The sequence below is a fragment of the Rhodococcus sp. GB-02 genome (genome assembly GCF_053470465.1).
Genome location: NZ_JBPUKE010000001.1, coordinates 760,729 through 776,361, shown reverse-complemented (window position 1 = coordinate 776,361; position 15,633 = coordinate 760,729). Strand labels below are relative to the sequence as shown.

Genomic DNA, 15,633 nt, shown 5'->3' with positions numbered 1-15,633 from the left:
GCACTCCTTCTTGGTTGCCGCGACGGGGTCTGATCCAGACTGGCCTCCCGCCGCGGGGTTTTTGTGCGCCGGTCGACCAAGCCTTCCGGACTCATGGTCTTGACCAACAGGTCATCAGGCCGGGTCCACAATCCTGGAGATCACACCCATGTCCCCCGCTGACGCATTCACCACCGGCACTCGCACCATCACCCCGCCCACGAAGCCGGCACCTTCCGACCAGCCTGCGTGGAACACGCAGAAGAACTCGTCGATGCCGACATTCCGCTACCGCCCGTTCGCCGAAGAGGTCGAGACAGTCACGCTGCCCGACCGCACCTGGCCGGACAAGATCATCGACCGAGCACCCCAGTGGTGTGCCGTTGACCTGCGCGACGGCAACCAGGCGCTGATCGATCCGATGAGCCCGGCGCGCAAGCGTCGTATGTTCGATCTCCTGGTTCGCATGGGCTACAAGGAGATCGAGGTCGGCTTCCCGTCCGCGAGCCAGACGGACTTCGATTTCGTTCGCGAGATCATCGAGGACGGCGCCATCCCGTCCGATGTCACCATCCAGGTGCTGACGCAGTCGCGTCCCGAGCTGATCAAGCGCACGTTCGAGGCTTGTGAAGGTGCCGAGAACGCGATCGTGCACTTCTACAACTCCACCTCGATCCTGCAGCGCCGCGTCGTGTTCCGCGCCGACAAGGACACGATCAAGAAGATCGCCACCGACGCCGCCGAGCTGGTCCTGGCCGAGTCCAAGAAGTACCCGGACACGAACTGGCGCTGGGAGTACTCCCCCGAGTCCTACACCGGCACCGAGCTCGAGTACGCCAAGGAAGTATGTGACGCAGTCACCGAAACCCTGGGTGCGACGCCTGCCAACCCGGTCATCCTGAACCTGCCTGCCACCGTCGAGATGGCTACGCCCAACGTGTACGCCGACTCCATCGAGTGGATGCACCGCAACCTGGCTCGCCGCGATTCGGTCATCCTGTCGCTGCACCCCCACAACGACCGCGGCACCGGCGTCGCTGCAGCCGAGCTGGGCTACCAGGCCGGCGCAGACCGCATCGAAGGCTGCCTGTTCGGCAACGGTGAGCGCACCGGCAACGTCTGCCTGGTGACCCTCGCTCTGAACATGTTCACGCGCGGCGTCGACCCGCAGATCGATTTCTCGAACATCGACGAAATCCGTCGCACGGTCGAGTACTGCAACCAGCTGCCCGTCCACGAGCGTCATCCGTACGGCGGCGACCTGGTCTACACCGCATTCTCCGGCAGCCACCAGGACGCCATCAACAAGGGCCTCGACGCCATGAAGGTCGACGCCGACAGCCAGAACTCCGACGTCGACGACATTCTCTGGCAGGTCCCCTACCTGCCGATCGACCCGAAGGACGTCGGCCGCAGCTACGAGGCAGTCATCCGCGTGAACTCGCAGTCCGGCAAGGGCGGCGTCGCGTACATCATGAAGGCCGATCACGGTCTGGTGCTGCCGCGTCGTCTGCAGGTCGAGTTCTCGCAGTCGGTTCAGAAGATCACCGACGGTGAGGGCGGCGAGGTTTCGCCGAAGGAAATGTGGGACGTCTTCCACGAGGAGTACCTCGCTCCCATCACCCCGCTCGAGCGCATGAAGCAGAAGGTCACCGCGTCCGAGGAAGACGGCGGCACCGATGCGATCACCGCGATCGTCAAGGTGAACGGCAAGGAGCAGGAGATCTCGGGCACCGGCAACGGCCCGCTCGCTGCCTTCGTCGACGCGCTGGGGAGCATCAACTTCGACGTTCGTGTCCTCGACTACTCCGAGCACGCGATGTCCGCCGGTGACGACGCCCAGGCCGCGGCCTACGTCGAGTGCGCAGTGACGAGCCCGGAGGGTCAGAGCACCGTCGTCTGGGGTGTGGGTATCGCCACGTCGATCACGACGGCCTCGCTGCGCGCTGTGGTCTCGGCAGTGAACCGCGCCAGCTGACACTCAGCTCCTGACTCGTGAACAATCCCTGGTCTCACCCGATTTTCGGGTGGGACCAGGGTCGTTTTCAGGGCACTGAAGATTTTCGGTCCATGTTTTCGATTCGGCATGACATTGGTCCCGAAAGAGTCGGTTAGCGACGTTAACAAAAAGAATTCACCCATCGAGGATGATGCAGACCGCACGTGCGCGTGAGATAGTCAGCTCAGACAAATCCGACTTGTGAAATGGAGCTCGACAATGGATTCCTTTTGGGACTTCCTCTGGCTGATCATCATCAGCTTCGCGTTCATCGCATACTTGATCCTGCTCTTCTCGATCATCACCGACCTGTTCCGCGATCACAAGACCTCCGGATGGGTGAAGGCAATCTGGATCGTCTTCCTGTTCTTCATTCCGCTGCTCACCTCGCTCGTCTACCTGATCGTTCGCAGTGACGGAATGGCACAGCGGTCCCTCGAGGCTGCGCAGCAGGTCAAGAACGCGCAGGACAGCTACATCCGTGAGGTTGCCGGAAAGTCCCCGGCCGAATCCATCGCAGATGCAAAGGCTCTTCTCGACGCCGGCACCATCAGCGAAGAAGAATTCGCAGCACTGAAGGCCAAGGCTCTCGCCTGATACCGGCCCTCACTAAGCGGCCCTCACTAATCCGTGAGGATTGCACTACCGAAACGGGAGCGACACTAATCGTGTCGCTCCCGTTTTGTGTTCATTCACCAACCGCCGTTCATTCACCAACAGCACGTGCGACGTCACGAAAGGCGTCGAGAACCACTCCGATTGCCGGGCTGCGGTCAGAATGTAATCGAGTTGCCAATTCATAAACGCGTGCAGCGCGCACTCCCGCGACCGGTTTCCGCGACACTCCGGGGTGCGTGATGGCGTAACGCGGCATCAAAGCCACGCCATGACCCGCCGCCACCAACTCTTCGATCACCCGGAAATCGTTTATCCGATGAGCGACGCGAGGCTGAACCCCCGTGACGGAGGCGACCGACAACAGAACGTCGTCGACCGGAAATCCGCCGCGCACGCTTATCCAGTTCTCATCGGCCAATTGTTCCAACCGAACCGAATCCTGCTCGGCGAGTGGATGATCAGGCCGCAGCACCAGATCGATCGGTTCACGCATCAGCGGTTGCACGCTGACCCGGGGAAACGACGTCTCGGCTCCGCGTTCGTCACGGTGAGTGAGGATCACATCATGATCGGCCAACAGCCCAGGGACGGCCGACGCCGGTTTGTCGACGTCGTAGGCGTCGATATCCACGTCCGAGTTCTTCAGAGCCGTCAGGACACCGGGCAGCAGGAGAGCCGCGCCGGAAGGAAAGAACGCGACTCGCACCTTTCCCCGCGGCGAGCCTCGGTACGACGCCATCTCCTCTGCTGCCCGGTCGAGCGCCGCCACCACGTCATCGGCGCGGAGCACCAGCGCTCGACCCGCGTCGGTGAGGCGCAGCGTGCGCCCGTCCGGCTCGAGGAGCGAGACCCCCGCTTCTCGTCCGAGAATCTTGAGTTGTTGCGAGACGGCTGACGGCGTCATCGACAGAGCGAGAGCAGTGGCGCCGACAGTTCCTCGATCGGCGAGCTCGCGGAGGATTCGCAAGCGTGTGGCGTCCATCTTAGTGACCAGCTTCTCTGTAGCGCCCTGAATCCATGTAGCAAAACTACATGGATAGTGCATCTATATTCGCTTGTTCTGATGCTTTGTACGGCTCACGATGAACGTCATGACTCCCCGCGACCGTCTCCTCGGCCTGACCGTGATCGTCTTGTGGGGTCTGAACTTCCTGGCCATTCGCGTCGGCCTGGATCATTTCCCGCCGTTCTTCTTCGCTGCGCTGCGGTTTCTGATCATCGCGATTCCGGTCGTCATCTTCGTACCGCGTCCGCAGGTACCCCTCCGTTGGCTGTTGCTGTATGGATTCGGTTTCGGATTCGGCCAGTTCGTCTTCCTCTTCTGGGCGATGCATTCGGGGATGCCGACGGGTCTTGCATCACTGGTTCTGCAGTCGTCCGCGCCGTTCACCGTCATACTCGGCGCGTTTCTGCTCCGCGAGAAGCTCAGCGTCTGGCAGGTCTCCGGGATCGCCGTCGCCGTCGCCGGTATGTCCTTGATCGGCTGGGACCGCTCGCACCATGCGGCACTGTTGCCCGTGATCCTCACGCTCCTCGGCGGTCTGTCCTGGGCGTTCGGCAATCTCGGCAGCCGCTTGGCCGCGGCGAACACCGTCGGCGAGCCTGCACCTATGCGTTTGATGTTGTGGATGTGTGTCATCCCGCCGTTGCCGATGCTCGCACTGTCAGCCGTGGTCGAAGGCCCAACCGTCGGCTGGCACGCACTCGGCACCGCATTCAGCGCCGACGCCTGGCCGTCGCTGGTCGGGCTGGCCTACATCATCGTGCTCGGCACCATCGCCGGATCCGGGCTCTGGACGATGCTCATGGGCCGCTATCCCGCCGGCATGGTGGCGCCGCTCTCCTTGCTGGTGCCGGTAGTGGGAATCGGCGCGTCCTGGCTGTTCCTGCACGAGGATCCGAGCCCGTTGTCACTGGTCGGGGCGGTCATCGTGATCGCCGGAGCGAGTGCCGCACAGATGAGGCGTAAGCCCACGAACACTGTTTTCTCTGACACACCTGCAGCCTCACCACCGGCGCGACTCGGCGTCTGACGACGCCCTGTGCCAAACTCGGGCCGTGGGAACTGGACTATCGATCACAGCGCGCGGAAAGCTCGCCATGCGAGCTGCCGCAGCAGCATCTTGGGCATCGCAGAAAGCCGGTCGCGGCAAGGGCTCGATGATCGGCGGGTTGATCGCCCTCAAGATCGACCCGACGCTCATGACTCAGCTCGGACGCGGCAAGCGCACCGTCGTGGTCACCGGCACCAACGGCAAGTCTACGACCACGCGTATGACCGCCGCAGCGCTCGCGACACTCGGTGACGTCGCCACGCAGGCCGACGGCGCAAACATGGATGCCGGGATCGTGGCCGCTCTGGCCGCGCGCACGGACGCGACGCTGGCAGCACTCGAGGTCGACGAACTGCACGTCCCCCACGTAGCCGACGCCGTGAACCCGGAAGTGATCGTGCTGCTCAACCTCAGCCGCGATCAGCTCGACCGAGTCGGCGAGATCAACATGATCGAGCGGAAGCTCCGCGCGTGCGTCAATGCTCATCCGAACGCGGTGATCGTCGCCAACTGCGATGACGTACTTGTCACCTCCGTGGCATACGACGCCACCAACGTAGTGTGGGTTGCTGCCGGCGGCGGCTGGGCCGGCGATTCCGTCAGCTGCCCGCGCACCGGCGAACCCATCGTGTGGGAGGGAAAGCACTGGCGCAGTACCGGTTCCGACTTCGCGCGGCCTGAGCCGACCTGGTGGCTCGACGACGACAATCTCTACGGCCCCGACGGCCTGAAGATTCCGATGACGTTGACTCTCCCCGGAAAAGCCAACCGCGGTAACGCAGCTCAGGCAGTAGCGGCAGCAGCAGCTTTGGGCGCAGATCCGGTCGGGGCAGTTGCCGCCGCGTCGACGGTCCAAGAAGTCGCCGGTCGATACAGCACCGTCGAGGTCGGACCGCACTCCGTTCACATGCTGCTCGCGAAAAATCCCGCTGGTTGGCAGGAAGCGCTGTCGATGATCGATCCCACGGTGGACGGACTCGTGATCGCAGTGAACGGTCAGGTGCCGGACGGCGAGGACCTCTCCTGGCTGTGGGACGTGAAGTTCGAGCACTTCGAAGGCGTCAAGGTAGTGGCCGCCGGCGAACGCGGAACTGATCTAGCAGTTCGCCTCACGTACGCTGGCGTAGAGCACACCCTCGATCCGGATCCGTTGCGCGCCATCGCTTCCTGCCCTCCCGGACGTGTGGAGGTACTGGCGAACTACACAGCCTTCCGCGATCTCAACACCGCCATCGCGAAGGAGTCTCGCAATGTCTGACTCGACAGTTCGCATCGGTCTGGTACTCCCCGACGTGATGGGTACCTACGGTGACGGCGGCAATGCCCTGATCCTGCGTCAGCGTCTGCGGATGCGCGGCTACGACGCTGAAATCGTGGACATTACCCTCAGCGATCCGGTCCCCGATTCGCTCGACGTGTACACGTTGGGTGGCGCCGAGGATTCCGCTCAGCGCCTCGCAACGCGTCACCTCGCGAAATACCCTGGCCTGCAACGCGCCGCCGAGCGTGGCGCACCGATTCTGGCGATCTGCGCTGCCATTCAGGTGCTCGGCAACTGGTACGAAACCTCCAGCGGCGAACGCGTCGAAGGTGTCTCGATGCTCGACGTCACGACCTCACCGCAAGAGAAGCGCTCCATCGGCGAAGTCATCACGAAGCCGCTGATCGACGGACTCACCGCACCCCTCTCCGGGTTCGAGAACCACCGCGGCGGAACAACTCTGGGCAGCTCGGCCTCCGGATTTGCACGGGTCACCCATGGTGTCGGAAACGGCGTCGGCGACGGATTCGAAGGCGTCGTACAGGGTTCGGTGATCGGGACGTACATGCACGGACCCGCCCTGGCCCGGAATCCGGAACTCGCGGACCTCCTGCTCATGCGGGCATTGGGCGTCGACGAGCTCGAACCCCTGCACCTACCCGAGGTCGACAAGCTCCGCAAGGAGCGACTCGCGATTCGTTGAGCCGGCTCAGACCGTCTCGGATTTCTCTTCGGTCAGGACCAATTCCACTGCCAGCAGGGCGGCGCAGGCCAGTCCCGCGACCAGTTCGGGCACTGCGGTGTAGGTACCACCGAGCACGACGGCTATCGCGACCGAGAACGGCACGAGGGTTCGTACCGAGGAGTCGTGCAGTCGAATGTGAATGAACCACAAGGCTGCGAGGATGACCGCGACCGGCACGGTGACTGCAGCACCCGTCACCAATGCGCTGCCGTCACCGTGATGAGTCCAGAAGTCGACGCGCGAGGCCAACCCGGCACCGATGGCGGCAGCGGCGGCGAAGATGAAGTAGTGACCGAAACCCCAGACGAAGGGGGAGACGTTGTCACCACCGATCACTTCGCCGGCATTGCGTTGGAAGTACAGCCACCACAGGCTGAACACGATCAGGATGCCGCCGATCACGACATAGGTGACCTGCGCTGCCGGATGCTCACCGTCCACGGCGTCCTGAATTGCGATGGTGGTCGAGAGGATCGTCTCGCCCAGAACGATGATGAAGAACAACGAGTACCGCTCAGCGATGTGATGCGGGTGCCACGGCGTCATGCCCTGCTTCTCGGACCAGATCGGAACCGCGAACTCGCACAGAACCAACGCCAAGAACGTCGGGACGTAGATCGCGGACGGCACGAAGTAGAAACCGATCCAACCCATCTGGACCAGAACGATTCCGAGAGCGTATCGACGAGCTGTCAGCGCGTGTTCCGGGTCATTCCGCGAAACCCTGAGCCATTGGATGACCAGGGCTATTCGCATGATGACGTAGCCGACGATGATCAGCAGGGCGTCGTCGTTGAAGAAGCGGACGATGCCGGCGGCCAGAACCAGAGACCCGAGGATCTGGAAGATGGTCAGCAGGCGGGCGATTCCGTCGTCGTTGTCGTACGCCGAGGTGAACCACGTGAAGTTCAGCCACGTCCACCAGATCGCGAAGAACGCCATCGCGAAGTGTCCGACGCCCGAGGCCGCGTGCCCTTCGCTGATCGCATGGTGCAGACCGGTGGCCGCTTGAGCGACCGCCACGACGAAGCAGAGGTCGGTGAGCAGCTCGAGCGGCGTCGCCACCCGATGCGGCTCGTGCGGATCCCGAGGAACCAACGGCCTGATGAACGAACTGGTGCGATTCACGAAGGGCAGAGTAGCGCGATGATTGCCGACGCGCTGCCTGTGACTGAAACCTGCCGTCTCAGATATTCACGCCGACGCCCCGATCTGAGCGCGGATTTCCAGCTGATCGGCGAGTTCGGCGCCTATCGCCCCCGCGCTCCCCAAGGTGAAGGCGATCTGGCGTCCCCACAGGAAGTAGCGGTGAATCGGGTAGTCGATATCCGCGCCCATCCCGCCGTGCAGGTGCTGGGTCGCGTGCACCACGCGCAGGCCACCGCGAGACGCCCACCATTTGGCGACCAGCGCCGCTGCTTCCGCTTCACTCTCGACTCCGCTGTCCATCAGCCAGGCAGCGCGATGCGTGGTCAATCTTGTGCTCTCGGTGTCGAGGTACGCGTCGGCGGCCCGGACTGCCACTGCCTGATTGGTCGAGAGCGGGCGACCGAACTGCACTCGCTCCGAGGTGTATTTCGCCGTCATCGCCAGCGCTTCCTCGCAGACGCCGGTAGCCAGGGCCGCCAGCGCGACCCGTGCGCGCCGCAACGTCCAGTCTCGAACTACCGTGCCGTCTGCGGGAAGTGCGTCGGCTGTGGTAACCGCAACCCCGTCGAACTGCACAGCGCTGTTGCTCTCGCGGTTCGTCACCTGAAGCGGTGTACGCACCAGCGCGTCCCGGTCCGTCGGCACGATCATGACGGTGACACTGCCGTCCGGCATCGTCACCGGAACAACCAGTGCGGCAGCGAACTCGGCGGCCGGGATGGAGTCGACGCGTCCGGACAGAACCCAACCGTCCGGCGCGGGCTCGGCGCGAACCGCCGTCTCGGCGTTGTAGCCGGTGTCGAATGCACCGGTGACGATGACCGAGCCGTCGAGCAGACCGGGAAGCCAGGACTGAACCTGATCGGGGCTGCCGAACTCCACGATCGGCAGCGCCGCCGTGGAAACCACCGACCAGAGCGGTACCTGGGCGACCCGGCGGCCCTGTTGTTCCAGCACCGCTGCCAGACCGAGCATTCCGAGGCCCGCTCCCCCGACCTCTTCCGGCAGAGCAATTCCCAGCACGTCGGAGTCGGCAAGGAGCTTCCACAGTTCCGCGTCGAAACCGCCGGCGCTCTCCACTTCCCGGAGTCGGTCTACACCGGACTTCGCCACAAAGATCGATTCACTCAGTTCCCGTACGGCGGACAAGTTGTCGTCGAATTCGAATTCCATGTCAGCTCTTTTCGTTCTGTGCGGTCGCGGCTCGACGACGCGCAGCAAGCGTCATGCCCAGGCATTTTGCGGCGACGATTTCACGCATCACTTCGTTGGTACCGCCACCGAAGGTGTTGTTCTGTGCGCGTCGACCCAGGTTCTCGACCCGTCCTTCCAGCACCGCTCCGGGTGTACCGGGGCGCAGTAAGCCTTTGGCGCCCAGCACTTCCTGCAGCATGCCGTACGCACTGACGACGGCTTCGGTACCGAAGATCTTGGCCGCGGCCGAATCCCCGCCGCCCAAGGTGTTGGCGGCGACGTCCGCCACCAGTCGCAGGTTCATCAGGTCGGCGGCGCTGAGCAGCGCGTAGACTTCCGCCAATTTCTCACGTACCCAGCCGATGTCGTAGACGTGGCCGTCACCGGCGGGTTCTGTCTTTGCCCACTCGACCACCTCGGCGAAGAGCTCGTTGGCGATGCCGCCGCGTGCTGCCAGGGCAACACGTTCGTGGTTGAGCTGGTTGGTGATGAGCTTCCACCCCTGATTGAGCTCACCGACGACATTGCTGATCGGCACCCGAACATCTTCGTAATAGGTTGCCGAAGTGCTGATTCCGCCCACGGTGTGAATTTCGGTGACCGAGAACCCCCGCGAATTGGTCGGTACCAGGACCACGGAAATGCCCTGATGCGTCGGCGCGTCAGGATCGGTGCGAACGGCAAGCCAGACCCAGTCGGCAAACACACCGGCGCTGGTGAAGATCTTGTTGCCGTTGATGACAAGCTCGTCGCCCTCGATGCGGGCGCGTGTTTCGAGTGCCGCGAGATCGGTGCCCGCATTGGGTTCGGTGTAGCCGATGGCAAAGATCAATTCACCCGCCAGGATCGGACGCAGGAAGAAGTCCTTCTGAGCTTGCGTCCCGTGCTTGATCAGAGCGGGTCCGACGGTGTTCAGCGTGACCAGTGACAGCGGCGCATTCGCGCGAATCACCTCGTCGTAGAACACATACAGAGCTTCGGGGTTCTCACCCCGACCGCCGAATTCCTCCGGCCACCCCAAGCCCAGCCAACCGTCTTTACCCATCCGGCGCAGGATGCGATCGAAGACGGGGCCGCCTTCGGTCTGATCCACGAGAGCACGGCGGTCTTCGACGTTGATGATCTCTGCGAAGTATGCGCGCAATTCCTTGCGCAGAGTCTTCGACTCCTCCGACAAATCCAAGTACATGGTGAAGCTCCTAAGATCTACGAACGCGGCAGGCCGAGTACGCGCTGCGCGATGACGTTGAGTTGGATTTCGACGGTTCCGCCGCCGAACAGAATCGAGGGAAGTCCGATGTGGTCTATTGCGTAGTTCGCCGCCGGGTCGACAACTGCGGCGCGCGGTCCGAGCAGTCGCAACAGGTCCCGCGAGCCCTCGCGCTGCGCCAGGGCGTTGTACACCTTCGACACGCTGATCTCGGCGCCCGGTTCCTGACCCGCCAGTCGCGCCGACACTCCGCGCAGATTCATCGCGGACAGTGCCAACTCACGAGAGAGACTGCGGCCGAGGGCTTCCACTGCATCTTCGCGAGGGCAGTCGTGGCTCGCGTCGGCAATCACCTGACGGAACAACCGACTCGAACCATGGTGCAGCGTGCTGCCCATGCTCAAGCGTTCGTTGGACAGCGTTGTCGCAGCAAGTTTCCACCCTTGCCCAGGTTCGGCCACCAGGCAGTCGTCCGGGACGAAGACGTCGTCGAGGAATACCTCGTTGAATTCCGACTTGCCGGTGGCTTGCTTCAGCGGACGTACGTCGATGCCCTTCGAGGTCATGTCGACCAGGAAGTACGACAGCCCACGATGTTTCGGAGCGTCCGCGTCGGAACGCGCCAGGCATACTCCCCAATCTGCCTCGTGCGCACCCGAGTTCCACACTTTCTGACCCGACAGGACCCAGCCACCGTCGACCTTGCGCGCTTTCGTGCTCAGACCGGCCAGGTCTGATCCCGCGCCCGGCTCACTGAAGAGCTGGCACCAGATGATTTCGGCTCGCAGCGAAGGCTCGATAAACCTGTCCTGCTGCTCGGTGTTGCCGTGTTCGAGAATCGTGGGCAGTACCCATTCCCCGATCACCGTGGACGGTTGAGCCCAACCTCGCATCGCGAATTCGTGTGCGATGACGGCCTGTTCTCTCGGTCCTGCTCCCAGCCCGTACGGCGCCCGATAGTGCGGGGCAACCAGTTTGGCGTCGGCAAATCGTGCGCGTCGAGCACTGCCTTTGGCCGGAGCCCAACTCGCGCTGGTGGTTCCGTCGTCCGGCAGCAGCGCAACCTCGTCCAGAACCCTACGAACCTGCTCACGTAGCTCCGGCAGCATGTCCGGGTCGACAAAGGAGAAGTCGCGGACCGAATCGGCAGACCGGCCTCCCAAGGCGTGTGCCCACTTCACCTCGGATCCTGCCACCGCCGCGATACTGATCGCCCGGCGCCAGTACAGATGCGCGTCGTGCTCCCAGGTGAATCCGATTCCGCCGAGCAACGTCACACATTCGAGGGCATTCTCGATGCCGACCGGCAGTGCAGCCAACGCAGCTTGAGCCGAGACAAGTTTCTGCTGATCCTCGTCGTGGTCCTCGGATCGAGCCGCATCCCATGCTGCGGCACAGGCAATCTCGGAGCGGACCAGCATCATGGCTGCCTTGTGCTGGACTGCCTGGAAGCTTCCGACCGGACGGCCGAACTGCTGACGGGACTTCACATAGTCGACCGCGGTGCGTAGCGCCCACCCGGCGATACCGCTCGCCTCCGCAGCCAACACCGTGTTGACGATCAGTTCGACTCGGTGGGCCTCGAGACCGTCGACGGTCAGCCCGTCATCGACCTGGTGATCGGTCAAGGTCAGTGTTCCGATCGATCGTGTCAGATCCACTCCGTCTTCGACCTCCACCGCAGCGGAAGGCAACGGTTCGAGCCGGAACCACAACTCGCCGTCTTCGCTGTTCGCCCGCACGAGAACGACATCAGCTCCGGGTAGACCTAGAGCTGGGTCGGCAGAACCGCTCACCGTCCACCCATCGTCGCTTCGAGCCGCGCGCAATCCCGCGCCCGTACAGACTGCTCCGGTTGCACCGGTGGCCAATTCGGTCAGCATTGCTTCCGCAGCCGAGCCTGCGGCTGTTGCGAGAATCCCACTCGCGATGACCGTCGGAACGTACGGTCCCGGATAGAGCGCATCACCCAATTGCTCGACTACCACTGCAAGTTCGGCAAGACCCGCCCCGTCACCACCGTACTGCTCCGGCAGGTGCACTGCGTGCAGGCCCTGACGGACCAACCCATCCCACGAGTCCGGCCGATCACCGGCGCCGTACCTCTTGACGTTGCTCCGCGTATCGGCGATGCCACCGAAGCGGTTCGCGAATGCGTCCACCGCTTCGGCCAGGTCACGGTGATCTTCGAGCAGGGGTAGTGCCATGGCAGGTTCCTCAATCTTCGGTTCTTGTCAGATGCGTTCGAGAATCAGGCAGGTGGTTGCGGCGGACGCGCAGATCGCGATCAGTGCGATGGACTTGTCCCGGCGCTCCAATTCGTCGATGACATTGGCCAACAGTCTGATTCCGGTTGCACCGGCCGGGTGGCCCAGTGCGATCGCGCCGCCGTTGACGTTCAGCAATTCGGGATCGACGCCGTGAACCTGCGCGAACGACATCGGTACCGAAGCAAATGCCTCGTTGACCTCGAACAGATCGATGTCGTCGATCGTCAGACCGGTGCGTCCGAGCACGATGTTTGCCGCGTCGACGGGACCGTCGAGCATGAACTCGGTGTCCCCCGCCGATGACGCACTGCGCCAGTATCTTTGCCCGTGGCCGCACGCCGAGTGCCTTGGCTCGATCCTCTGACATCAGCAGAGCTGCACTCGCACCGTCCGAGACCTGCGAAGACGTTCCAGCGGTGTGCAATCCGCCTTCTTGAACGGTACGCAGCTTCGCGAGCCCTTCGAGACTCGATTCGCGCAGACCCTGATCACGGTGAACCGGAGTGTCCGACCCTGGAACCACCACATCGATGATGTGCGAGTCGAAACGTCCTGCCTCCCAGGCTGCTGCGGCTCGCTGCTGCGAGCGCAGCCCGAAGGCGTCGAGATCCTCGCGGCTGAAACTGCGCTTGACAGCAATCCGATCGGCCGCGGTGTACTGGTCGACGGTATCGAGTGACCACGACTCCGGACGTGGTGTTCCCAGGCCGGTACCCACCTTGTACGTCAACGGAGCGCGGGACATTAATTCGACACCGCACGCCACACCCACGTCGACTGCACCGATGGCAATCTGCCCGGCAATCAACTGCACCGATTGCTGCGCTGTGCCGCACTGCGCGTCGATCGTGGTGCAGCCCGCTTTCAACGGAAGGCCCGCATGCATCCAGGACGTACGCACGATGTTTCCGAACTGCTCACCGAGAGGCGTCACACAGCCGCCGATGACCTGGTCGACTGCGCCAGGATCCACGCCGACCCGATCCAGCACGCCTTTCTGCGCGTAACCCAACAGTTCGGCCGCGTGGACTCCGGACAGCCATCCCTGACGCTTGCCGAACGGCGTTCGTGCTGCGTCCACGATGACGGGCTTCATGCCAACTCCTCGGTTCGTAGTGCCGTTCCGTCCAGACCGCGTACGGTCAGGGACCACTCGTCGATCAGGTCCAAGCTGACGCTCGAGCGCGCGGTGAACTCGGCGTCGCAATCACACAGCGCTGTGACCGCTTCCACCATTTCTTCCATAGATTCGACCTGATCCGGCCGGATAGTCTCACCGACCAGGACTCTTGCGCCCTCGCTGAGCACCGCCGCCCGCGGTTGAACCGTGTTGACACGCACCCCCTGGCCGTAGAGTTCCACGCCCATGCCGTTGCTGATCCTGTTGAGCGCTGCTTTGGACGCGCCGTACACGGTCATCGCGGATCCCGGTTCGACCCACGTGAACGGCGGACCCTGCCACGGTTTGACGGTGCCGCTGGACACGTTCACGATCCAGCCGTATCCGTTTGCCACCATCCCCGGCACCACGGCTTGCATCAGATCCAGCGGTGCGTGGACATTTGCGTCGAACATCAGACGTCGCCGACGGAGTGGGTAATCCGACAGCGGTTGATAGATCGCCGCTGCCGCGTTGTTCACCAGGATGTCGATAGTCCCGCCAAGCTTCTCGATCGCCAGCGGCACAACGGTGTCGCGCTGCTGCTCGTCAGTCAGATCTGCGACAACTATCTCGACTTTGGTTCCGTACTTGGCAATTCGAGCCGCAGTCTCTTCGAGACTGCCCGGCAGGGTTGCATGCGCGCCGAGCGTCCGGGCCACGAGAGCGACGTCGGCACCTTCCGCTGCCAGCCTCTCTGCGACGCCTGCACCGATTCCGCGGCTGGAACCGGTGACAAGCGCTCGGCGTCCTTCGAAGCGATTGGTCATGCTACTTCCACTTCGAGGCAAATCGATTGATGCTCTCCGCAATCCGAGCAACTTCGTCTTCGCGCAGGCCATGGCTCATGCCGAGCGTCATGCCGCGGGCAAAAACCGCGTCGGCTTCCGGCAAACCTTCGGCTGGCTGACGGAATTCGATGTTGTTCATCATCGGGTGACGAGTGACGTTGCCGCTCCACACAGTTCGTGTGTCGATGCCGTCGGCTTCGAGGGCTTCCTGTAGGTCGCTGCGTGTGAAGGGTGCATTCTCGTTGATCATCACCGGGTAGCACAGCCACGCGGTATCGAGCCCGTCGAGTTCTACCGGCGTCGTGAAGAATTCGGGGTGGGCGCCGTACGCCGCCGTAAAGGCAGCAAACGTGGCCTTGCGTGTCTTGTAGTTCTCCTCCAGCTTGTCGAGCTGCACGACGCCGTAGGCTGCGCCGAGTTCAGAGGGCTCGAAGTTCCACGACATGAGCTCGAAGATGAAATCGTTGTCGTAGTCGACACCGTCGAGTTCTTCGCGGAAAACTCGGCCGGACTTGTTGCTACCGAACAGGTTCGGCTCACTACGACGACCCCAGCGGCGGAGCAGTAGAGCCTTGTCACGGCTGGCTTCGTCGTCTACGCACACCATTCCACCGGTTCCCGCGCACGTGATGATGTGTGCCATCGAGAAACTGGTGACAACGATGTCCGCCCGGGAGCCGGTCGGAGTGCCGCGGAGCGTGGCGCCGATCGCGTCACACGAATCTTCGATCACCTTCAGTCCGTGGCGATCTGCAATGTCGCGGATGGCGTCCCAGTCCGGGCAGTTGCCGGCCAGGTTCGGCATCAGGATCGCACCGGTCTTCTCGCTGACCATGGCCTCGATCTTGGTGACGTCGACGTTGAATGTGTTGGGTTCCACGTCCACGAACACCGGCACCAGACCGGCACGCACGATCGGCGCGATGTCGGTGGAGAACGTCAACGGCGATGTGATGACCTCGCTGCCCGCAGGCAGTCCGAGCAGCTCGACAGCCAAGTACAGACCCGAGGATCCCGAGTTGCACATGACGCCGAACTTCTTGCCTGCCAACGCCGCGATACGTTCTTCCATCTCGAAGACGTTCTTGCCGATGCGCAATCCTTGATGCCCGCTGCGCAAGACGTCGACAACCGCCTGTATTTCTTCCTCGCCGTGGGTGGCTCTGGCGTAGGTGATCCGCTCGCTCATCTTGTTCCTGCTTTC

The 15,633-nt window shown here is 63.0% G+C and carries 12 protein-coding genes and 1 pseudogene; 5 read left to right on the top strand and 8 right to left on the bottom strand.

The features are described from left to right. The first annotated feature begins 148 nt into the window (after positions 1-148). Complete coding sequence (leuA, locus tag ACSW29_RS03740; RefSeq protein ID WP_230816577.1) at positions 149-1,957, top strand: 2-isopropylmalate synthase; 1,809 nt, start codon at positions 149-151, stop codon at positions 1,955-1,957. Positions 1,958-2,197: 240 nt separating this feature from the next. Beyond that, complete coding sequence (locus ACSW29_RS03735; RefSeq protein ID WP_003943489.1) at positions 2,198-2,575, top strand: SHOCT domain-containing protein; 378 nt, start codon at positions 2,198-2,200, stop codon at positions 2,573-2,575. Between the two features lie 109 nt (positions 2,576-2,684). On the opposite strand, the gene ACSW29_RS03730 is transcribed toward ACSW29_RS03735, so the two are convergent. Further along, positions 2,685-3,578, bottom strand: a complete 894-nt coding sequence (locus ACSW29_RS03730) for a LysR family transcriptional regulator (RefSeq protein WP_317826556.1) — start codon at positions 3,576-3,578, stop codon at positions 2,685-2,687. Positions 3,579-3,687: 109 nt separating this feature from the next. Between ACSW29_RS03730 and ACSW29_RS03725 the strand changes: the two genes are divergently transcribed. The 3 genes from ACSW29_RS03725 to ACSW29_RS03715 are packed head-to-tail and all read left to right on the top strand — an operon-like array spanning position 3,688 to position 6,614. Next, on the top strand, positions 3,688-4,629 hold the full coding sequence (locus ACSW29_RS03725; protein ID WP_448276513.1) for an EamA family transporter: 942 nt from the start codon (positions 3,688-3,690) through the stop codon (positions 4,627-4,629). Between the two features lie 25 nt (positions 4,630-4,654). Then, positions 4,655-5,908: a Mur ligase family protein gene (locus tag ACSW29_RS03720; RefSeq protein ID WP_003943457.1), complete on the top strand. Its 1,254-nt coding sequence runs from the start codon at positions 4,655-4,657 to the stop codon at positions 5,906-5,908. Further along, a complete protein-coding gene (locus ACSW29_RS03715; protein ID WP_448276512.1) occupies positions 5,901-6,614 on the top strand; it encodes a type 1 glutamine amidotransferase in 714 nt (237 codons plus the stop codon). The genes ACSW29_RS03720 and ACSW29_RS03715 overlap by 8 nt, the downstream gene beginning before the upstream one ends. A gap of 6 nt (positions 6,615-6,620) precedes the next feature. Here the strand turns inward: ACSW29_RS03715 and ACSW29_RS03710 are convergent, their stop codons facing one another. From ACSW29_RS03710 to ACSW29_RS03680, 7 genes and pseudogenes are all read right to left on the bottom strand, one after another. After that, positions 6,621-7,784 (bottom strand): low temperature requirement protein A, encoded by a 1,164-nt coding sequence (locus tag ACSW29_RS03710; RefSeq protein ID WP_448276511.1) that lies wholly within the window; start codon positions 7,782-7,784, stop codon positions 6,621-6,623. A gap of 66 nt (positions 7,785-7,850) precedes the next feature. Then, positions 7,851-8,978 (bottom strand): acyl-CoA dehydrogenase family protein, encoded by a 1,128-nt coding sequence (locus tag ACSW29_RS03705; RefSeq protein WP_448276510.1) that lies wholly within the window; start codon positions 8,976-8,978, stop codon positions 7,851-7,853. Position 8,979: 1 nt separating this feature from the next. Then, positions 8,980-10,188, bottom strand: coding sequence for an acyl-CoA dehydrogenase family protein (locus ACSW29_RS03700; RefSeq protein WP_448276509.1), 1,209 nt, complete (start codon positions 10,186-10,188; stop codon positions 8,980-8,982). A gap of 17 nt (positions 10,189-10,205) precedes the next feature. Then, entirely contained in the window at positions 10,206-12,416 is a 2,211-nt protein-coding gene (locus ACSW29_RS03695; RefSeq protein ID WP_448276508.1) for an acyl-CoA dehydrogenase, read from the bottom strand. Positions 12,417-12,443: 27 nt separating this feature from the next. Continuing rightward, a pseudogene (locus ACSW29_RS03690) lies at positions 12,444-13,575 on the bottom strand (steroid 3-ketoacyl-CoA thiolase). Then, positions 13,572-14,408, bottom strand: coding sequence for an SDR family NAD(P)-dependent oxidoreductase (locus tag ACSW29_RS03685; protein ID WP_448276506.1), 837 nt, complete (start codon positions 14,406-14,408; stop codon positions 13,572-13,574). Before ACSW29_RS03685 ends, ACSW29_RS03690 begins: the two are co-directional and overlap by 4 nt. A 1-nt stretch (position 14,409) precedes the next feature. Further along, positions 14,410-15,618 (bottom strand): DegT/DnrJ/EryC1/StrS family aminotransferase, encoded by a 1,209-nt coding sequence (locus ACSW29_RS03680; RefSeq protein ID WP_448276505.1) that lies wholly within the window; start codon positions 15,616-15,618, stop codon positions 14,410-14,412. Between the last annotated feature and the right edge of the window lie 15 nt (positions 15,619-15,633).

What these genes read in the sequence shown, in the direction of transcription:
- ACSW29_RS03700 (WP_448276509.1), bottom strand. Translation starts at nt 10,188, where the DNA reads ATGTACTTGGATTTGTCGGAGGAGTCGAAGACTCTGCGCAAGGAATTG.
- ACSW29_RS03730 (WP_317826556.1), bottom strand. Translation starts at nt 3,578, where the DNA reads ATGGACGCCACACGCTTGCGAATCCTCCGCGAGCTCGCCGATCGAGGA.
- ACSW29_RS03695 (WP_448276508.1), bottom strand. Translation starts at nt 12,416, where the DNA reads ATGGCACTACCCCTGCTCGAAGATCACCGTGACCTGGCCGAAGCGGTG.
- ACSW29_RS03725 (WP_448276513.1), top strand. Translation starts at nt 3,688, where the DNA reads ATGACTCCCCGCGACCGTCTCCTCGGCCTGACCGTGATCGTCTTGTGG.
- ACSW29_RS03735 (WP_003943489.1), top strand. Translation starts at nt 2,198, where the DNA reads ATGGATTCCTTTTGGGACTTCCTCTGGCTGATCATCATCAGCTTCGCG.
- ACSW29_RS03685 (WP_448276506.1), bottom strand. Translation starts at nt 14,408, where the DNA reads ATGACCAATCGCTTCGAAGGACGCCGAGCGCTTGTCACCGGTTCCAGC.
- ACSW29_RS03715 (WP_448276512.1), top strand. Translation starts at nt 5,901, where the DNA reads ATGTCTGACTCGACAGTTCGCATCGGTCTGGTACTCCCCGACGTGATG.
- ACSW29_RS03705 (WP_448276510.1), bottom strand. Translation starts at nt 8,978, where the DNA reads ATGGAATTCGAATTCGACGACAACTTGTCCGCCGTACGGGAACTGAGT.
- leuA (WP_230816577.1), top strand. Translation starts at nt 149, where the DNA reads ATGTCCCCCGCTGACGCATTCACCACCGGCACTCGCACCATCACCCCG.
- ACSW29_RS03680 (WP_448276505.1), bottom strand. Translation starts at nt 15,618, where the DNA reads ATGAGCGAGCGGATCACCTACGCCAGAGCCACCCACGGCGAGGAAGAA.